Annotated in this window: 19 protein-coding genes; 9 read left to right on the plus strand and 10 right to left on the minus strand. The window is 71.9% G+C overall.

All coding sequences use genetic code 11. The features are described 5' to 3' along the window. Positions 1 to 288 precede the first annotated feature (288 nt). From DEJ12_RS00005 to DEJ12_RS17875, 6 genes are all read left to right on the plus strand, one after another. Positions 289 to 2,745, plus strand: a complete 2,457-nt coding sequence (locus DEJ12_RS00005) for a phosphoketolase (protein WP_111028609.1) — start codon at positions 289 to 291, stop codon at positions 2,743 to 2,745. 93 nt (positions 2,746 to 2,838) lie between these two features. After that, the gene (locus tag DEJ12_RS17750) at positions 2,839 to 3,150 is read left to right on the plus strand and encodes a hypothetical protein (RefSeq protein WP_146245618.1); all 312 of its coding nucleotides are present in this window, start codon (positions 2,839 to 2,841) and stop codon (positions 3,148 to 3,150) included. Further along, positions 3,147 to 3,362, plus strand: coding sequence for a hypothetical protein (locus DEJ12_RS00010; protein WP_110893998.1), 216 nt, complete (start codon positions 3,147 to 3,149; stop codon positions 3,360 to 3,362). The genes DEJ12_RS17750 and DEJ12_RS00010 overlap by 4 nt, the downstream gene beginning before the upstream one ends. Before the next feature lie 33 nt (positions 3,363 to 3,395). Further along, positions 3,396 to 4,079, plus strand: coding sequence for a fumarylacetoacetate hydrolase family protein (locus DEJ12_RS00015; RefSeq protein ID WP_111028610.1), 684 nt, complete (start codon positions 3,396 to 3,398; stop codon positions 4,077 to 4,079). Between the two features lie 153 nt (positions 4,080 to 4,232). Next, positions 4,233 to 5,207: a sugar phosphate isomerase/epimerase gene (locus DEJ12_RS00020; protein WP_146248751.1), complete on the plus strand. Its 975-nt coding sequence runs from the start codon at positions 4,233 to 4,235 to the stop codon at positions 5,205 to 5,207. Positions 5,208 to 5,217: 10 nt separating this feature from the next. Continuing rightward, positions 5,218 to 5,394 carry a hypothetical protein gene (locus tag DEJ12_RS17875; RefSeq protein ID WP_155896953.1) on the plus strand — a complete coding sequence of 59 codons (177 nt, stop codon included), beginning with the start codon at positions 5,218 to 5,220 and terminating at the stop codon, positions 5,392 to 5,394. Positions 5,395 to 5,683: 289 nt separating this feature from the next. Here DEJ12_RS17875 and DEJ12_RS17880 read toward each other — a convergent pair whose 3' ends face one another. The 3 genes from DEJ12_RS17880 to DEJ12_RS00030 form a co-directional block, all read right to left on the minus strand. After that, positions 5,684 to 5,839, minus strand: coding sequence for a hypothetical protein (locus DEJ12_RS17880; RefSeq protein ID WP_163343166.1), 156 nt, complete (start codon positions 5,837 to 5,839; stop codon positions 5,684 to 5,686). Between the two features lie 157 nt (positions 5,840 to 5,996). After that, positions 5,997 to 8,531 carry an ATP-dependent DNA ligase gene (locus DEJ12_RS00025; RefSeq protein WP_111028612.1) on the minus strand — a complete coding sequence of 845 codons (2,535 nt, stop codon included), beginning with the start codon at positions 8,529 to 8,531 and terminating at the stop codon, positions 5,997 to 5,999. After that, positions 8,528 to 9,418, minus strand: a complete 891-nt coding sequence (locus tag DEJ12_RS00030) for an SDR family oxidoreductase (RefSeq protein ID WP_111028613.1) — start codon at positions 9,416 to 9,418, stop codon at positions 8,528 to 8,530. The genes DEJ12_RS00025 and DEJ12_RS00030 overlap by 4 nt, the downstream gene beginning before the upstream one ends. 135 nt (positions 9,419 to 9,553) lie before the next feature. Between DEJ12_RS00030 and DEJ12_RS00035 the strand changes: the two genes are divergently transcribed. After that, positions 9,554 to 10,579 (plus strand): Ku protein, encoded by a 1,026-nt coding sequence (locus DEJ12_RS00035; protein ID WP_111028614.1) that lies wholly within the window; start codon positions 9,554 to 9,556, stop codon positions 10,577 to 10,579. Positions 10,580 to 10,583: 4 nt separating this feature from the next. On the opposite strand, the gene DEJ12_RS00040 is transcribed toward DEJ12_RS00035, so the two are convergent. After that, the gene (locus tag DEJ12_RS00040; RefSeq protein ID WP_181433185.1) at positions 10,584 to 11,393 is read right to left on the minus strand and encodes a cupin domain-containing protein; all 810 of its coding nucleotides are present in this window, start codon (positions 11,391 to 11,393) and stop codon (positions 10,584 to 10,586) included. Between the two features lie 142 nt (positions 11,394 to 11,535). Between DEJ12_RS00040 and DEJ12_RS00045 the strand changes: the two genes are divergently transcribed. Next, on the plus strand, positions 11,536 to 12,147 hold the full coding sequence (locus DEJ12_RS00045) for an antibiotic biosynthesis monooxygenase (RefSeq protein WP_111028615.1): 612 nt from the start codon (positions 11,536 to 11,538) through the stop codon (positions 12,145 to 12,147). On the opposite strand, the gene DEJ12_RS00050 is transcribed toward DEJ12_RS00045, so the two are convergent. From DEJ12_RS00050 to DEJ12_RS00075, 6 genes are read right to left on the minus strand one after another with little or no spacing between them, the layout of a single operon-like run. After that, the gene (locus tag DEJ12_RS00050; protein WP_181433186.1) at positions 12,065 to 12,778 is read right to left on the minus strand and encodes a TetR/AcrR family transcriptional regulator; all 714 of its coding nucleotides are present in this window, start codon (positions 12,776 to 12,778) and stop codon (positions 12,065 to 12,067) included. The two genes, DEJ12_RS00045 and DEJ12_RS00050, sit on opposite strands and share 83 nt — an antisense overlap. Beyond that, entirely contained in the window at positions 12,775 to 13,485 is a 711-nt protein-coding gene (locus DEJ12_RS00055; protein WP_111028617.1) for a DUF998 domain-containing protein, read from the minus strand. Before DEJ12_RS00055 ends, DEJ12_RS00050 begins: the two co-directional genes overlap by 4 nt. Positions 13,486 to 13,504: 19 nt before the next feature. After that, positions 13,505 to 14,449 (minus strand): Ppx/GppA phosphatase family protein, encoded by a 945-nt coding sequence (locus tag DEJ12_RS00060; RefSeq protein WP_071404863.1) that lies wholly within the window; start codon positions 14,447 to 14,449, stop codon positions 13,505 to 13,507. A 31-nt stretch (positions 14,450 to 14,480) separates the two neighbouring features. Then, positions 14,481 to 15,341 carry a ribokinase gene (locus DEJ12_RS00065; RefSeq protein ID WP_111028618.1) on the minus strand — a complete coding sequence of 287 codons (861 nt, stop codon included), beginning with the start codon at positions 15,339 to 15,341 and terminating at the stop codon, positions 14,481 to 14,483. Next, positions 15,338 to 16,768: an MFS transporter gene (locus DEJ12_RS00070; RefSeq protein ID WP_111028619.1), complete on the minus strand. Its 1,431-nt coding sequence runs from the start codon at positions 16,766 to 16,768 to the stop codon at positions 15,338 to 15,340. The genes DEJ12_RS00065 and DEJ12_RS00070 overlap by 4 nt, the downstream gene beginning before the upstream one ends. Before the next feature lie 5 nt (positions 16,769 to 16,773). Further along, positions 16,774 to 17,805, minus strand: a complete 1,032-nt coding sequence (locus tag DEJ12_RS00075; RefSeq protein ID WP_111028620.1) for a nucleoside hydrolase — start codon at positions 17,803 to 17,805, stop codon at positions 16,774 to 16,776. Between the two features lie 162 nt (positions 17,806 to 17,967). Here DEJ12_RS00075 and DEJ12_RS00080 point away from each other — a divergent pair, with 162 nt between their 5' ends. After that, positions 17,968 to 18,966, plus strand: a complete 999-nt coding sequence (locus DEJ12_RS00080) for a LacI family DNA-binding transcriptional regulator (RefSeq protein ID WP_258370648.1) — start codon at positions 17,968 to 17,970, stop codon at positions 18,964 to 18,966. Positions 18,967 to 19,128: the final 162 nt, after the last annotated feature.

The raw sequence follows: 19,128 nt of genomic DNA on the forward strand, positions 1-19,128 counted from the left end.
GGCCTGGGCGGAGGAGATCCCGAACGCGGCACCGCCGAGGACGAGGGCGCCGGTCGTGGCGAGGGTGATGGAGGTCTTGAGGCTCTTACGCATCGTGATCAGTCCTTTGCTCTGGAGGCGCTCCGGCCGGTGGCCGAATGTGCACTGTGCACACACTGAGTACCGGCCAACTGTGACCGGAGAGCGCCCTGGGCTTTTGCCCTGTGCAAGTCATTCGGCGCCCCCGCCCGAACGGTTTGGGACGAGTTTCCTGAGGTGCCGCAACCCGGTGTTTCGTACCGTGTACCCATGGCTCCAGCACACATCTCCACCACCGACCGGCTCCGGGCGGTCGACGCCTGGTGGCGCGCCGCGAACTACCTGACGGTCGGGCAGATCTACCTGCTGGACAACCCGCTGCTCAGTCGGCCGATCGAACCCGACGACGTCAAGCCGCGGCTGCTCGGCCACTGGGGCACCTCCCCCGCACTGAACCTCGTGTACGCGCACTGCAACGCGCTGATCACGGAGACCGGGCGCGAGTTCCTGTACATCTGCGGCCCGGGGCACGGCGGTCCGGCGATGAACGCGAACGCCTGGCTGGACGGCACGTGGAACGAGCTGTACCAGGACGTCGACCTGCAGCGGTTCTTCCGCCAGTTCTCGTTCCCCGGCGGCATCCCCTCGCACGCCGCCCCGGAGACCCCCGGCTCCATCAACGAGGGCGGTGAACTCGGCTACTCGCTGTCGCACGCCTACGGTGCGGCGCTCGACAACCCGGACCTCGTCGTCGCGTGCGTGGTCGGTGACGGTGAGGCCGAGACCGGTCCGCTCGCCGGTTCGTGGCAGGCGCACACGTTCCTCGACCCGGTCTCCGACGGCGCCGTGCTGCCGATCCTCAACCTCAACGGCTGGAAGATCGCGAACCCGACCGTCCTTGCCCGCATCCCCGACGAGGACCTCACCGCGTACTTCCGCGGGCTCGGCTACGACCCGATCGTGGTCGACTCCCGCCGCGTCGACGACGACCCGTACGCGGTCCACGCCCTGTTCGACGGTGCCCTGCGACGCGCCCTCGCCGGCATCGACGACATCCAGGCCGCTGCCCGCGCCCAGGCCGCCCGTGCCGCCGCGGGGCAGCCCGCCGGTGCCGCGGACCTGCGTCCGCGCTGGCCGATGATCGTGCTGCGCACCCCGAAGGGCTGGACCGGCCCGAAGGAGGTCGACGGCGAGCAGGTCGAGGGGACCTTCCGCGCGCACCAGGTGCCGCTGCCCGCGGTGCGCGAGGACGACGGCCACCGTGCGCAGCTCGAGGAGTGGATGCGCTCGTACCGCCCCGAGGAGCTCTTCGACGAGGACGGCCACCCCGTCGGCATCATGACCACGATCCGTCCGACCGGTGACGAGCGGATGAGTGCCACCCCGCACGGCAACGGCGGTCGGCTGCGGACCGCGCTCGACCGGCCGCCGCTCGAGCCGTACGCGGTTGAGGCCGGTTCCACGGCATCGGCCACGGGCACGCTCGGCCCCTGGCTCGCCGCACTCATCGAGAAGAACGCCTCGACCTTCCGGCTGTTCGGACCGGACGAGACGATCTCGAACAAGCTCGACGCCGTCTTCGACGTGACCTCGCGCGTCTGGCGGGCCCAGCGCGCCGCCGGCGACGAGCACCTCGCCGCACGCGGGCGGGTCACCGAGGTCCTGTCCGAGCACCTGCTGGAGGGGATGCTCGAGGGCTACGTGCTGTCCGGTCGGCACGGGATGCTCAACACCTACGAGGCGTTCGCCCACATCATCGACTCGATGGTCGGGCAGTACGCCAAGTGGCTGGAGTCCTCGACCGACATCGACTGGCGCGTGCCGGTGTCCAACCTGTCGCTCCTGCTCTCGTCGCACGTCTGGCGGCAGGACCACAACGGGTTCTCCCACCAGGACCCCGGGTTCCTGGACGTCGTCGCGTCGAAGCAGCAGGACCTCGTCCGGATCAAGCTGCCGGCCGACGCCAACACGCTGCTCGCCGTCGCCGCGCACGCGATGGAGACCACGGACCGCATCGAGGTGATCGTCGCGGGCAAGCACCCGGAGCCGGTCTTCCTGTCCCTCGACGACGCGGTCGCGCACGCGCAGGCCGGACTCGGCGTGTGGGACTTCGCCGGCACCGAGCAGGCCGTCGGGAGGGTCGACGTCGTGCTCGCCTGCGCCGGTGACGTCCCCACGGTCGAGGCGATCGCCGCCACCGACATCATCCGGAAGCACGCTCCCGGCGTCGGGGTCCGCGTGCTCAACGTCGTCGACCTGCTGGCGCTCGGCGACCCGCGCAAGCACGAGCACCCGATCCCGGACGAGCAGTACGACGCGCTCTTCCTGCCCGGCACGCCCACGGTCTTCGCGTTCCACGGGTACCCGACCCTCGTGCACCAGCTGACGTACCGCCGGAACGGGCACGACGACCTGCACGTGCACGGGTTCCTCGAGCAGGGCACGACGACCTCGCCGTTCGACATGCTCATGCGCAACGAGATGGACCGCTTCGCCCTGGCCCACGACGCCCTGACGCGGGTGGACGCCGAGGCGCACGCCGACCTGCTCACGAAGCTGTCCGAGGCGCGTGACGCCGCGCGGACGTTCGCGTACACGAAGGGCGAGGACCACCCCTCCCTCGCGGGGTGGGAGTTCGCGGGCTGGCCGCAGGACGAGCCCGCCAGCGGCGGGACCGGCGGCGACCCGGGTGCGGGCGAGACCGAGGCGGCCGCGCCCGGCAACTGACGCACTCCTCCACATGCCTGGAGGCCCGGATCGCCCTCCACAGGACCGGTCACGCCCGCCGCGTGGCCGGTTCCGTGCTGTCAGGGTTCCGGCATGGACATCGGCTGGATCAGCGCGCTCGTGTCGGTCACGAGCGCGACCGTCGCGCTGGGTGCGCTCGTCGCCTCGGTGCTCGACGGGCGCGCAGGACGGCGAAATGCAGAGTTCTCGGTGCACCGCGACCTGTGGTGGCAGCGTTGGTCGTGGGTCGCCGACCGGGCGACCTCGGACGACGAAGGACAGCGCGGCCGCCGGTGTGATGTCGGCTGCGCTGGTGACCCGCAGTTGGACGACCGCGGACGACCGCTGGGTCGGCCAGGCACTCGACGACCTGACCACAGCGACGATCGAAGGAGCGAACGATGATCTCGAAGCTGAGTGACAAGGACTTCAAGCGCTGGCTCGACGGACGTGAACTGACGACGCCCGCGCTGCTGGCGGACCCGCACTACGGGCCCATGATGCGGGCGAAGGGCGCCGAGGAAGAGCTCCGTCAGGCGCGCATCGAATGGCGCGAACGCCAGGAGCGCGCACGGGCGCGGAAGCTCAAGGACGAGGCGTCCTTCGGTGAGAGCTGAACCGATGCCCTGCGAGCCTGCCACGCTGGGACCGTGACCGAACTCGTCATCCCGGCCCCGAGCCTCCCGACCGTGCCCACGACGACGGGCGCGCGTTTCCCCGTCCGCCGTGTGTTCTGCGTCGGACGGAACTACGCCGCGCACGCCCGCGAGATGGGCCACGACCCGGACCGCGAGCCGCCGTTCTTCTTCACCAAGCCGGCAGACGCGGTCGTGGTCGACGGGGCCGACACCCCGTACCCGCCGCTGACGCAGCAACTGGAGCACGAGGTCGAGCTCGTCGTCGCGATCGGCACCGGCGGCACGGACATCGCCGTCGCCGACGCCCTCGCACACGTCTGGGGCTACGCCGTCGGGATCGACCTCACCCGTCGCGACCTGCAGGCCGAGGCGAAACGACTCGGGCGACCGTGGGACACGGCCAAGGGCTTCGACGCCTCGGCACCGATCGGGGCGATCACCCCGGCGGCCGAGGTCGACCCGACCAGCGGCGCGATCGAGCTGACGGTGGACGGGGAACTCCGGCAGTCGGGCGACCTGACCGACCAGATCTGGTCGGTCGCCGAGACGATCGCGGCGCTGTCACGGTCCGTGGCGCTCGCGCCCGGCGACCTCGTGATGACCGGCACTCCGGACGGTGTCGGCGTGCTCGAACGCGGCGCCGTGCTCGTCGGCACGATCGCCGGCGTCGGCGAGGTCCGGACCCGGATCGTCTGAAGCACGTGTCGGCGATGTGTCGACGGGCTGGGAGCGTTCGCAGGCAGCACGGGTAAGTCTTGGGCATCGTCGCGGGTGGGGCCCGCGGCGGACACGGGGCGGCGCATCGCGACGGGGCGACGCGGACACCTCGGGACTGCCGGAGGTACCACCGTGCTGGAACACGACCTGCTCGCCACGTCCTGGACGTGGGCGGGCGACGAGAGCATCCGCGACCGCGTGCACGCCGTCGGCGCCGCCGGGTTCGCCGGCCTGTCGCTGTCCCTCGACGACCTGCACGAGGTCCGCGCGACGACGGGCTTCGCCGAACTGCGCCGCATGCTCGACGCCGCCGGCATCGTCTGGGTCCAGCTCGGACCACTCGACCGGTGGTGGACGTGCACGAGCCGCACCCAGGACGAGGACGCCGACCGCGGGGTCGTGCTCGAGGCCGCGGCGACGCTGAGCGCCTGGCAGGTGGTGGCGCGCGCCGACACCTCGTTGCCCGGAGCTTCCCCCGCGACGATGGCCGACGACTGGGTCGTGCTCGCCGACCAGGCCGAGGCGGTCGGAGCGCAGCTCGTGCTCGAACCGGAACCGTGGTCGAACCTGCCCACGATCGAACGGGCCTCCCGCTTCGTCGCCGCTGCCGGGCACCCCAACGGCGGCCTGCTCATCGACGCCATGCACGCGCTCCGCGGCGGCTCCACGCTCGCGTCGATCCGGCAGGGCGTCGCACCGGGGGTCCTCGCAGCCGTCGAGCTGAGCGACGGACTGCTGCACACCCCGAGCGGGATGACCCTCGCCGAGGAGTCCCGGACGGCACGGTACCTGCCCGGTGCCGGGGCGTGGGACCTGCCCGGCTTCGTGCGGACCGTGCGCGAACTCGGGTTCGACGAGCCGTGGGGCGTCGAGGTCCGGACCCCCGCGCACCGGGCGATGCCCGTCCGCGATGCACTCCGGACGGCCGTGGCCGCCACCCGCGCGGTGCTCGACGCCGCCGACGCGTTCGGTTCCCCGGCCGCCCCGGCGATGCCCTCGACGCCCGCACCGACGTCCGCGGTGGACTTCGAGCCACCGCACACCGGCCGGCACGACCCGACGCACGGAGCCCGCCGTCGGGACGCCGACACAGGGACGCCCGCGTAGGTTGCTGGGCATGACCGATCAGGCAGCACACGACGACGACCTGCTCCGCCGTTCCCAGGAGTCCATCGACGAGGCCAAGGCCGCCGCGGCCGAGGTGGTCGAACCGGAAGAGGACGAACTCATCGAAGAGGACGCACCCGTGGCCGACCACGCGGTGCCCACCGACGGCCCCGCACCCGCGGCCTGACCCCGTCCTGATCCGACAGGATCCCCCCGCGCCGACGCGATCGCCGGGCGACCATCGAGGTCGCCCGGCGATTCTTCTTGCCGCTCGTGTGACGATCCGGTCGCTCGGCACGTCTCACCAGTGGACCCACCGGTCGCGCTTCGGCGAGCCTGGTGCGGGGCCTCGTGGTCGGTCTCCCTGAACCGACTGGTCACGTGCCCCGGCGACGGTCCGTGCGCTCCCTGATCCAGCGTGCGGGCCGTCGGGTCTGTCCCGCCCGCCGGGCGGTCAGCCGCTCAGACCGCCCCGGTCAGTCGTCGTCCTCGTCAGCGAGGAAGTCCGCGTACCGGACCTCGGTCTCCGTGGCGCCGCTGCCCGGTTCGACGGTCCGCTGCGACAGGTCGTCCCCCGCGATCGCGACGCGCTCTGCAGCCGTGTAGGGCGGCAGGTACTTGCTCGAGTTCATCTTCGAAGCCCCCTTCGTCCCGGCGAACGTAACAGCCCGTGACCGATCGTGGCCAGCGGTGCCGATACTGTCCCCCACGCAGGCTCGGGGCGGGGGACGGATGTTCGCCACGGGCGGACCCCATGCGCACGCATGTGGCAACAGCGAGCGGAGTGCCTCAGGACTCCCGCACGACGTCGTCCGGGTCCTTGTCCACCCGCCACCCGCGCCACGACGGCTGCCGGAGCCGTCCGTCGCCGGTCCACTCGGCGAACTCGACCTCGCCGACGCGCTTCGGCGTGACCCAGTGCGCATCTCGCGCGTCGGGTCGTGGGACGTCGACGAACGGCGGGGTCTTCCGTTCCAGCGGTGCGAGGACACCGGCGATCTCGTCGAGGTCGCGGTCACGGAACCCGGTGCCGACCTTGCCGACGTACTCCAGCCCGTCGGGGCCGGGCACCCCGAGCAACAGCGACCCGATCCCGCCGGCACGTCGACCGCTGCCCGGTTTCCAGCCGCCGACGACGACTTCCTGCGTGGCGTGGTGCTTGAGCTTCAGCCAGGCCTCGGACCGCCGACCCTCGGCGTACTTCGACGACCGCTTCTTCGCGACGACGCCCTCGAGTCCCTGCTCGCGCGATGCCGCAAGCACCGCGTCGAGGTCGCCCTGCACCGCCGACGGCACGTCGATCGCGCCGCCGGGGTCCACGACCGTCTCGAGTGCCTGCCGCCGGGCGTCGTAGCCGAGCCGCGTCAGATCGTGCCCGTCCGCCTCGAGCACGTCGAACAGCAGGAACCGCACGGGCGTCGTCTCCTGCGCGCTCCGGACCTCGCGCGCCTTCGTCAGGCCCATGCGGTTCTGGAGCAGCTGGAACGAGGGTCGGCCACGATCGTCGACGGCCACGATCTCACCGTCGAACACGCCGTCCACGCCGGCCCGCTCGCCCAGTTCCTGCAGCTCGGGGTACTGGGCCGTCAGGTCGTTGTCGTTGCGACTGCGCAGGGTCACCGACCCGTCACGGACCGTCGCCAGCGCGCGCACCCCGTCCCACTTCATCTCGAAGGCCCAGTCGGCCGGGTCCAGCCGGGGCTCCCCCTTGGCCAGGGTCGCCTGCATCGTCCGGCGCTCCGACGGCGGGGTCTCAGCGTCCGCGGCCCCGCTGATCCGTCGCTGCCCGGTGCGCTTCGCATCGCCGTGCCCGTCCGACGGCCGGTCCGACCGTCGCGCCACCGTCGGCCCGGCAGAGCCGCTGTCGTCCGCCAGCCGTTCGGGTTGCTCCTTCGTGCGGTGGATCAGCCAGTTCTTCTCGTCCCCGCCGCCACGGCCGCGGGTGTGCAACAGCGCGAGACGGCGAGCGCCGCCGGCCCGACCGTGCAGGGTGACGATGACCTCCTGCCCCTCGCGCCACTTCTCGAGCTCGTAGGTGCCGTCGTCCCAGATCGTGACCGTGCCGCCGCCGTACTCGTCCTTCGGGATCGTGCCCTCGAACGACCCGTACTCGAGCGGGTGGTCCTCGGTCTGCACGGCCAGGTGGTTCTTGCCCGGGTCGGTCGGCTCGCCCTTCGGCAGGGCCCAGCTCACCAGCACCCCGTCGTGCTCGAGCCGGAAGTCGTAGTGGTCGCGGGTGGCGTGGTGCTCCTGGATGACGAAGGTCGGTGTGCCGTCCTTCCGCACGGTGGGCGCTCCCTCGGGCACGGGCTCCGGCGTCTTCGAGGCGTCCCGCTTCGCCCGGTAGGCGGCGAGCCGGTCACGTGCGGGCTGTTCGGCGTCGTTCGCGCGCTCGGTCCGGTCGCTGTCCCAGTGACCGTGGTCGTCGCGCCCGACGGCCAGCGAGGCGGAGGCGACCGGGTGCAGGAAGTCCCCACGGGCCTCCAGGCGTTCGAGGACCTCGTCCAACGTGAGCTGCGCAAGCCCGCGTTCCTCGAGTTCCTTCCAGGTGCGGGGCGCCGCGACCGTCGGCCGCTCGCGGCCGCGCAGCGAGTACGGGGCGATGGTCGTCTTGTTGCCGTTGTTCTGCGACCAGTCGACGAAGACCTTGCCCTTCCGCTCGGCACGGCTCATCGACGACAGCACCAGGTCCGGCAGGTCCGTCTCGAGGGCCTTGGCCAACTCGTGGGCGACGTCGGAGACCTGCGCGGTCGTCGCCTTGCCGTCGAGCGCCGCGTACAGGTGGATGCCCTTGGAACCGGACGTCACCGGGTACGGGTCGAGCCCCATGCCGTGCAGGATCTCGCGCGCGGCCACGGCGACCTCGACGCACTCGGGCAGCCCCACGCCCTCGCCCGGGTCGAGGTCGAGGACGAGCCGGTCCGGGTTCTGCTGCGCGCCGCGGGGGCCGAACCGCCACTGCGGGACGTGCAGTTCGAGCGCGGCCTGCTGCGCCATCCACACCAGGGTCGGCAGGTCGTCGACGATCGGGTACTCGTTGTCGTGTTCCGAGTGGTGGATGGTGTGGTGCCGCACCCAGTCGGGGGCCGAGTCGGGCAGGTTCTTCTCGAAGAAGACCTTGCCCTCGACACCGTTGGCCCAGCGCTTCCGGGTCACCGGGCGGTCCTTGACGTGCGGGATCATCCACGGCGCGACCCGCTCGTAGTACTCGATCACCCGACCCTTGGTGGTGCCGGTCTCGGGGTAGAGCACCTTGTCGGTGTTCGTGAGCGCGAGCCGACGGTCCCCGACCAGGACGACGGTCTTGCGCGAGGCGGGACTCACAACGCCACCCCGGTCGCTCCCGCCACCGTCAGGGTCGTGCCGGACGTGTACGACGACTCGGGCCCGGCCAGGTAGACGTAGGCGCTGCCGAGCTCGACGGGCTGGGCGGGACGACCGAACGGGGTGTCCTGGCCGTACGCCGCGATCTCGTCGCCCGGGTAGCTGATCGGCTGCAGGGGCGTCCACACCGGCCCGGGCACCACCGTGTTGGCCCGGATACCCTTGGTCGCGAGCTGCCGCGCGAGCCCGTTCGTGTAGGTGATGATCGCGGCCTTCGTCGCGGCGTAGTCGATCATGCGGTCCTGCGGCTGGTACGCGGACACCGAGCTGGTCGTGACGATCGAGCTGCCCGGCGCCATGTGCGGGACGGCAGCGCGGACGAGCCAGAACAGCGAGTACAGGTTGACCTTCATCGTGCGGTCGAAGTCCTCGGTGCTCTGCACGGTGACGTCCTCGTGCACCTGCTGGTGGCCCGCGACCAGCACGAGCGCGTCCAGGCCGCCGAGCTCGCTGACGGCGTCCTGCACCAGGACGTCGCAGAATGCCTCGTCCGTCAGGTCGCCGGGCAACAGCACGGCCTTGCGCCCGAGGTCACCGATGACGTCGCGGACCTGTTCGAGGTCCTCGCGCTCCTCGGGCAGGGCGTTCAGGGCCACGTCGGCCCCTTCCTTCGCCATCGCGATCGCCGCAGCGCGCCCGATGCCGGAGTCCGCGCCCGTGACGAGCACCCGGTACCCGCGCATCCGCCCGGTGCCCAGGTAGCTCGTCTCGCCGTGGTCGGGGGCGGGGTCCATCGCACTCGCCAGCCCGGACCCCTGCTGGGTCTGCGCGGGGAACGGCGGACGGGGGAACTGGTCGCGCGGGTCCTGCTTGTCGAGCTGGCTCATGGGCCCATCGTGCTCGCGCCGGCCTCGCGGCGGTCCAGCGAACCGGACATCCGTGGAACGATCCCCCGGACGACGGACCTGTGGAGGAACCGTCGGCTCCGGGCACGCACGCGTGCGGGCGGGCATCATGTGCGCATGAGGTCGATCTGGAAGGGCTCCATCGCGTTCGGGCTCGTCAACGTGCCCATCAAGGTCTACGCGGCCACCGAGACGCACGACGTGTCCCTGCACCAGGTCCACGACGACGACAAGGGCCGCATCCGGTACAAGCGGGTGTGCGAGTTCGGCCACGAGGTCGAGTACGCCGACATCCAGCGCGCCTACGACGACGGCGACAAGACCGTGGTGCTCACCGCGGACGACTTCAAGCAGCTTCCCGAGGAGCAGTCGCACGAGGTCGAGGTGCTCGAGTTCGTGCCCGTCGAGCAGGTCGACCCGATGATGTTCGAGAAGACCTACTACCTGGAGCCCGACTCGCGCTCGCCGAAGGCGTACGTGCTGCTGCGCGAGACCCTGGCGAAGACCGACCGTCTGGCGATCGTGCAGTTCACCCTGCGGCAGAAGACGCGGCTCGGGGTGCTCCGGGTGCACGACGAGGTCATCCTGCTGCAGGGGCTGCTCTGGGGCGACGAGGTCCGCGCTGCCGACTTCAAGACCCTCGACACGACGGTGAAGGTCAGCGCCAACGAGCTGAAGATGTCGTCCTCGCTCGTCGAGAGCATGTCCACCGACTTCGACCCCGACCGCTACACCGACTCCTACCAGGAGGAACTGCAGCAGCTGATCGACGCCAAGCTCGAGGCGGGCGACGACATCGACACCGAGAAGACCTTCGGCGCGCAGGACGACGAGGACGACGACGACGAGGGCGGTGACGTGCTCGACCTGATGGCCGCCCTGCGTGCGTCCGTCGACAAGAAGCGGACAGGAGGCTCGGGGTCGCGTTCGTCGTCGACGTCACGGTCGTCGTCCGGTTCCGGCTCGGGCACGTCCGGCTCCGGCACGTCCGGCTCCGGCAGGAAGGCGCCGGCGAAGAAGGCGCCCGCCAAGAAGGCCGCGGAGAGCACGACGGAGAAGGCCACCGCGAAGTCGGCGCCGAAGAAGGCACCGGCGAAGAAGGCCCCGGCCAAGAAGCCCGCCGCCAAGAAGCAGGCGAGCTGACGGCTCAGGCCGCGGTCGACCCGCCGCCCGCCAGGCGCTCGAGCGTGGTGAACACCTCGGCGTGCTGCTGGCGGAGCGCTGCCCACCCGGCGCCGGTGTCGATCGACTCCGGGTCCTCGACGGGCACCGCGTACCCGTACTGCGCCCGCGGGACCGGGTCACCCGGCAACCGGAGTTCCTGGGTGAACGCGCCGCTCGCGGCCTCGAAGGTCAGGGTGTGCGATGCGATGTTCCGGCCCCAGTCCGCGGACGGCCACGACATGAACGCGACGTGCCGCATCCCCTCGGCGGGATCGGTCGCCGAGACGTAGCAGCCGTGGTGGTCCTCACCCGGGGACAGGATCGTGTACGTGCCGTTGTCCCGGTAGACGAGCAGGGCCTCGGCGAAGGGCTTCGGCGCGTACATCGCGGTGTAGCGCAGGGCGTGGACGAACTGCGGCCGCCCCAGCGGAACCGTCACGAGCGCGCTGCGGACCGGCCCCTCGCTGGCTGGTGGCTCGCCCGGGGTCGACGCCGCTGCACCTGCCGGCAGGTGGGCGACGTAGAGCAGCTCGGCGTCCTCCGTGCCGGTGCTGCGGCCGTCGTGCACGAGGCGCGGCTCCTCGACCAGGGCCTGCCCCGGCCCGACGACCCGAGTGGCCTCTTCGGTGACGTGCGTCAGCGCCCCGCGCACCACGAGACCCGTCTGGCGTGCGTCGTGCTGGTGCCAGCCGGTCGACGCACCAACCGGGAGCGTCAGCCGCCGCACCTCGTACGTGCCGCCGTCGGGCCCGTCGACGGTGGCGATGAGGGTGGTGGTGGGCTCGGGGTGCATCTGGGTCCTCTCGGTGGTGCGTTCGCCAGATGATCGTCTTGCACCCGCCTGGGACGGTGGTCGAAGGACGACGCGGATCCGTTCAGCCGGCGCGCGAGGCACGTGTCACGAGCCGGAAACACGGGTCCGCGACACTGGTCGGATGACTCCACAAGAGCCTGGGAGCCTGCAGTCGTCATCCGAGACCGCAGGCCCGCCCGTCACCGTCTCCGTCACCCGCCTGGTCGAACCCGATCGCATCCCCGAGGTCACCCGCTGGGTGCAGTCCGGGGTGAACCTGGCGAACCGCTACCCCGGCTTCCTCGGCTCGGGGTGGGTGCGTTCCACCGCGCAGTCCCGCGAGTGGCACATGCTCTACCGGTTCGCCGACCACGACTCCCTGGCGACGTGGGAGAACTCCGACGACCGGCTGCGCTGGCTCGACCTGGGCCGTGACCTGGTGGTGGAGTCCCGCGTCGAGAAGCGCACTGGCATCGAGGGGTGGTTCGACGTCCCGCAGGACGCCCCGGCCTCGAGCGCTCCCCCGCGGTGGAAGCAGTCCGTGAGCATCTGGCTCGGCTTCTTCCCGGTCAACCTCGCGTTCACGTACCTGATGGCCTGGCTCGTCCCCGCGTTCGCGCACGTCGCGATCCTGCCCCGGGTGCTCATCACGACCGTCGTGCTCACGCCGATCATGACGTTCTGGGTGCTGCCGTTCGTGACGAAGCTGATCCGTCCGTGGCTGCTCGCTCCGCCGAGGTCCGAGCGGGCCTAGCCGACGACCCCGAGCGGGCCTGGCCGACGGCCCCGAGCGGCACGGGCCCGTCGTGGCCGAGGGCGTCCCATCCGATCTGCAGCACGTGCGGCCGGGCCTCCGCCGCGGAAGCCTCGGTCTCGTACGTCAGCGCGAGCATCACGATCGCACCGAACGCCCCGGAGACCCGTGCCCGCCGGTCGAGCGGGGTGGCCGTGGCGTCCGCCATGTCGATGCCGAACACGTCGAGGAGCGTCGCTGCGACCGGTTCGAGCCGGACGCCGACGTCGTCCCCGCGTCGCAGGGTGAACGCCGCGAGCGCGAGTTCAGCCCACCCCGGCCGGACGAGAGCGAGGTCGGCGATGCCTGCGAGCGCCGCGGCGTCGCGGGTCTCCCCCACGGGGGCGGCGGTGGCAGCTGCCCGGATCGCCTCGGTCTGCGCGGTGCACTGCGCGAGCGCGGCTTCGACGAGCAGCTCCTTGCTCGTGAACCGGGCGAGGATGCCCGCCTTCGAGTAGCCGGCCTGGTCGGCGACGGCCTGCACGGCGGTGTCCTTGATGCCGCGTCGGGCGATGAGTCCGGCGGTGATGTCCAGGACGCCCCCGTTGATCTCCTCGGCGGAGGGCCGAGCACGGCGCGCAGGGCGGGTCACGCGCCGACCGCCGAAGCCCGCGCCGTCCGCAGGCGCCGCGACCCTGCGACCAGCAGGGCGATCCCGGTCAGGAGCTCCCACGCGACGATCGTGTACACGGACGCACGCTCCCACACGCCGTCGGGGAGCACCTCGATCACCGTCGACGACGAGTCCACGACGAGCATCACGAGGGAGACGAGGCCGACGATCCCGAGCACGACGCTCGCGATCCGGTAGGCCGCCGGTGCCCGCAGCGCCCCGGACCCGATGCCGGCGGTGATGGCCACGAGGTTGCCGGTCGTGATCGCTGCCGCGGCGCCGAGCACGTGGAACACGATGGTGCCGCCGTCGGTGCTCGTCTGGCTGCCGTGGAACGAGCCGACCAGGACCATCCCGACCAGGTGGACCACGGCGAGGACCGCGGTCGCCACCCGGGCACGGCGGGACGCGGCGCGGAACACCACGGCGGCGAGCACCGCTGCGATCCCGAACAGGACGCCCTGTCCGATGAACGTCGTGTTCATGAGCACGTGCAGCGGTGAGTCGATCGACCGCCCCTGGAACGTGCCGACGCCGGGGACCCCGAGGTCGGAGATGTAGTTCGTCGCGTAGCTGTAGCCGGGGAACGCCGACGCCGAGACGGCTTCGCCGACGAGCCATCCGACTCCCGCGACCGTCCAGAGTGCGCCGGGGACGAGCACGCGAGGAGTGTCCGATCTGGTCATGTACTGACCATAACGGTCACTACTGGGAGTTGCCCAGCACCGACAGCTGGTCGAGCCGCTCGAGGATCACGCCCTCGCGGAGCGCCCACGGGCAGATCTCGAGGGCCGGCAGGTCGAAGATGTCCAGGCACGCCTCGGCGACGAGCGCGCCGGGCACCACCTGGTGCGCCCGGCTCGGTGAGACACCGGGAAGCGCCGCGAGCTCGTCGACCGACATCGTGAGCAGTTCCGGCAGCCGCTGCCGCAGCACCGCGCCGTCGAGCGCGCGCGGCACCAGGGGCCCGGCGGCCGACGGGGCGGCACCGCAGATGCGGGCGATCGACCGGAACGTCTTCGACGTCGCCACGGCCCGGTCCGGGCGGCCCGACCGGAGCAGCCGTCCGGCGTCCCGGGCGATCTCCACACGGATCTCGTGCCGGATGCGGCGGACGTCGTCCTCGGTCGGGGTGCCGGCCGCGAAGTAGGAGCGCGCCAGCCGTGCGGCGCCGATCGGCATCGACCACGCGACGTCGGGTGCCTCATCGGCACCGCCGGCGATCTCGAGCGAGCCACCGCCGATGTCGAAGACCGCCAGGCGACCAGCGGACCAGCCGAACCAGCGGCGCACGGCCAGGAACGTCAACCGGGCCTCGTCGGAGCCGGACAGGACGGCCAGCTCGACCCCGGTGGAGGCCTCGACGTGGGCGAGCACGGCCTCGGAGTTGCCGGCGTCGCGCACCGCCGACGTGGCGAACGCGAGCATGTCCTCGCAACCGCGTTCCTCGGCGACACGGACGGCGTCGGCGACGAAGGTGGTCAGGGCGTCGATCCCCTGCTGGGTCACCGCGCCCGAGTCGTCCAGGTGCTCGGCCAGCCGCAGCGGCTGCTTGAACGAGGACGCCGGCAGCGGCGCGGCGCCGCCGTGGGCGTCCACCACGAGCAGGTGGCCGGTGTTGGACCCGATGTCGAGGACTCCCACGCGCATGGGGACAACGCTAACGGCCTGGAGGCCCGCCCTACGCCCGCAGGAACGCCTCCAGCTCGGCGGCGGTCGGGTACGAGGCCTGTGCGCCCGGCTTGGTCGCGGCGTACGCCCCGACCCCCACCGCGAACCGAGCGGCGTCGACGAGAGTGTCGCCCGCGGCCAGACGCAGCGCCACCGCACCCATGAAGGCGTCACCGCAGCCCGTGGTGTCCACCGGCTCGACCCGCACGGCGTCGATCGGCACCGGCTCGGCGTCCCCGTCGTGCACGACGCAGCCGGCACCACCGCGGGTGACGATCGACCGCGCGACGCCGTGGTCCCCGAGCGCCGCGGCCTCGTGCTCGTTCACCAGCAGGACGTCGGTCAGCTCGAGGAGCTCGGCCGGCACGGTGCCGAACGGCGACAGGTTCGTGAGCACCGCGACCCCGGCGGCGTGCGCGGCCCGAGCGGCGGCGAGGACGACGTCGATCGACACCTCGAGGCAGAGCCCCAGCACCGCGGCGTCGGCGAAGGCGTCGGCCGGCACGTCGTGCGGCGTCAGCGTGCCGTTCGCACCGGCGGAGATCACGATGGTGTTCTCGCCTGCGGCGTCGACCGTGATGACGGCGGTGCCGGTCGCGACGCCCTCCCGGATCGCGACGTGCGTCGTGTCGACCCCCGCAGCCGCGACGGAGTCGCGGAGCAGCGCACCGTTCCCGTCGTCGCCGACCGCACCGATCATGCGCACCGTGCCCCCGAGCCTCCCGGCAGCCACCGCCTGGTTGGCGGACTTGCCCCCGGGCAGGATCGCGAGGTCGGAGCCCTGCAGGGTCTCACCGGGCTGGGGGAAGCGCGCGGTGCGGACCACCAGGTCCGCGTTGAGCGACCCGACGACGACGATGCTCTCGGTCAACGGACGGTCTCCTTCTGCGGGGCGACGGACGTGGTCTCGGCGCCCTCCGGACGGGGGATGAGGAACGAGATCGCGAGTGCGACGGTCGTGATCGCGGCCCCGAGCAGCATGCCACCGGAGTACCCGGCGGTGCCCGCGGAACCGCCGACGCCGAGCGCGATCTGCAGCGCGGGCAGGACCGCGAAGCTGACCCCGGCGCCGAGGTTGAACGCACCGGCGTTCAGCCCGGGCAGGAACCCGGGGTTCGACTCCGGCGACAGCACGATGCCGAGGCCGTTCAGGATGATGTTCGCGATGCCGGCGTAGGTGATGCCGATCAGCACCGTCGCGGTGACCAGCACCGGCAGCGAATGCACGCCGACGAGCGCCATCAGGACCGTCGAGACGATGCTGCCGATGAGTCCGAAGCGCAGGACCGCGCGGTACCCGATGGTCGGGGCGAGGCGCCCGGCGAAGGGTCCGACGATCCAGCCGACCAGCGCGTACGGGGTGAGGAACACGAGCGAGGCCAGGTCGGCCTCCATCCCGAAGTCGGCGTCCCCGTTCTGCGCGAGCGACGTGACCAGACCGTTGACGACGGCGAAGACGCCGGTCATGGTGAGGAACGTCGTGGCGAGGAGCGCCCAGGTCGCGCGGCGCTTCAGGAACCGGGTCTCGACCAGGGGCTCCCGCACCCGCGACTCGACGGCCCAGAACACCGCGAAGGCGACGAGCGCGACCACGACGCCACCGACCACGAGCACGGGGTTCGCCGCGCCGAGCTTGCCGGCCTCGTTGAACGCCGTGAGCAGCGCACCGACGCTCACCACGAGGGGGACGACGCCGATCCAGTCCATCCGGGTGCCGGCCGAGGGCTTCGACTCGACACCCCAGACGGCGACCAGGAACAGGGCGAGGACGGTGACGACGGCGATGACCCAGAAGATCCCGCGGAACCCGAAGTTCGTCGCGATCCAGCCGCCGGCCAGGGCGTCGACACCCGCGATGCCGCCGTTCACCGCGGTGAGCAGGCCGAGCGCGGCGCCGTAGCGCTTCGGGTCGCTGATCTCGTTGCGCAGGACGAGCAGGCAGATCGGGACGACCGGACCGGTGACGCCCTGGATGATGCGACCGGCGAACAGCATCGGCACGTTCACCGCGAGCGCGGCGACGATGCTGCCGACGAGCATCACGGCGAGCATGCCGATCAGCACCCGCTTGCGGCCGACGATGTCGGACAGCCGCGGCAGGAACAGCGAGAACAGCGCCGCGAGCGTGAAGTACAGGGTCTGCGACAGTCCGATCGTGGCGTCGTCGGTGTTCAGCTCGCGCGCCATCGTGACGAGGGCGGGGCTGAGCATGCTCGCGTTCAGCTGGAACGCGATGCACGCGGCGAGGAGCGCGGCGGTGAGGGCGCCGATCGACTTCTTCGTCGAGGTGGTGGTCATGGGGTTCAGTGCTCCGGGGTCGTGGTGATGCCGGCTTCGACGGCGTCGGCGGCGGCACGTGGGGTCCACCCGGTGTCGGCCGTCTCGCCGATGCGCTCGAGGGCGTCGACGACGAGGTCCCAGAACCGGCCGTGGTCGAGCTCCATCGCGGCGCTCGTGCGGCAGTCCTCGGGCGCGGGGGCGCGGAAGTCGGCGACGGTCATGCCGAGGGTCAGCGCGCCCTGGGTCTCGACGTGGATCGGGACCTTCACGGCGCGGACGATCGTGGGGTCGATCACGTACGCGACGGCGCAGGGATCGTGGACCGGCGGGGCGTCGAAGCCCTGGGCGTCCTTGTAGGTCTGGCCGAAGAAGTCGAGCAGCTCGCCGACGAACGCGGCGGGGGCGGTGCCGACGCCGGCGATGCGCGCGGCGACCTCGGGGGTGGCCAGGGCTTGATGCGTCAGGTCGAGGCCGACCATCACGACGTCCCAGCCGGCCTCGAACACGATGGCCGCGGCCTCGGGGTCGATGACGATGTTGAACTCGGCGACCGGGCTCCAGTTGCCGACGTGCACGCCGCCACCCATGAGCACGACCTGCTTGACGCGCTCGACGATGCGGGGCTCCTTGCGGGCCGCGAGGGCGATGTTCGTCAGACCCCCGGTCGGCACGAGGGTGACCGTGCCGGGCTCGTGGGCCATCACGGTGTCGATGATCAGGTCGACGGCGTGGCGCTCGTCGAGCTCGAACGACGGCTCGGGGAGCATCGGGCCGTCCAGGCCGCTCTCGCCGTGGATGTCCGGTGCGACCTCGATCTGGCGCAGCAGCGGGCGGGCGGCTCCGGCGGCGAACGGTACCCCGGTGATGCCGGCGATGCGGGCGACGGCCAGGGCGTTGCGGGTGACCTTCGGCAGGGTCTGGTTGCCGACGACGGTGGTCACGGCGAGCAGGTCGATGGCTGGGCTGCCGTGGGCGAGCAGGAGCGCCACGGCGTCGTCGTGGCCGGGGTCGCAGTCGAGGATGATCTTCGCGGCGGGCTGGGTCGCATCGGGCACGCTGGGCGCTCCACTTCTTCGGGGAATCGAGGTGAGTGCTCGACGTGGTGGGGATCCACGAGCCGGCAGAGCGCTGGCGACGTGGCGCGTCAAGCGTTTGACATCGAAACACGTCAAACGCTTGACGTCAAGTTCGACCACCGCGCTCGCTAGCATCGACGGGTGCCCTCCCCCGCCGTTCCGAGCCGTCGTGTGACCGCTGCGATGGTGGCCGAGCGTGCGGGCACGAGCATCGCCACGGTCTCCCTCGTCGTGAACGGCAAGGACCGCGGGCGGGTCTCCGCACCCATCGCCGCACGGGTCCGCGACGCCGTGGACGACCTCGGCTACGTCGTCGACCACGCGGCGAGCTCACTGGCGCGCGGCAGCGGCGACCTCGTCGTGTTCATCGCCCCCGACCTGTCGAACCCGTTCTTCGCCGAGGTCATCCGTGGCGTCCGCGACACCCTGGGCGACCGGTTCCAGCTCGTGCTCTCCGTCACCGAGCGGGGTGCACAGCCGGTCGCGGCCGACGTCCGGCGCTTCGAACGGCTCCGGCCAGCCGGCATCCTGGTCGACGCCCCCGCTGCCGACGAGCCGATGTCGGCGAGCGTCCCCGTGGTGCTGCTCGACGCCCCCGGCGGCCCCGAGGCCGTCAACTACGACCTCTCCACGGGCGTGCACGACCTCGTCGCCCACCTGCACGACCGGGGGCACCGGCACGTGGGCTACCTCGACGGCACCTCGCGAGCGGCGACGTTCGGCGTGCGCCGCGAACTGTTCGAGCAGGCCTGCGCGGACGCCGGCATCACGGTCTCCGAGGTCACCGCGCGCGCCGACCTCACCGTGGAGGCCGCGGCCTCGGCCACCGAGCACGTCATCGAGGCCTGGCAGGACGACGACGTCACCGCCGTCGTCACGGCCGCGGACACCCTGGCCTACGGAGTCCTGCGGGTCGCCGGTGCGCTCGGCATCGCCGTCCCCGGCGCACTCGCGGTCGCGGGCTTCGACGACCTGCCGTCGTCGTCGGTCACCGCGCCGGCCCTGACGAGCGTGGCGCTGCCCGGCGCCGACCTCGGTCGCGCGGCGGCACTGCGGCTCCTCGCGACGCTCGACGGCACGGCCGCCGAGCCCGCGGCCCTGCCGACGCGGCTCGTGCCGCGCGCGAGCACCGGCGCGTAGCGGCACGCGTCGCCCGAGCCGGGGCCCGCGAAAGCGACACATCTCGCACGTCCGAGGCGGCAGGTCCGCGAAAGCGACAGTTCGACGCGGATGTTCCGCGGAGAACTGTCGCTTTCGCGAAGGAGGCGGGCTGGCCACGCGCCGTGGGCGCGGACGCGCCGG

It is taken from the genome of Curtobacterium sp. MCLR17_059 (assembly GCF_003234665.1).
Classification (GTDB): Bacteria; Actinomycetota; Actinomycetes; order Actinomycetales; family Microbacteriaceae; genus Curtobacterium; species Curtobacterium flaccumfaciens.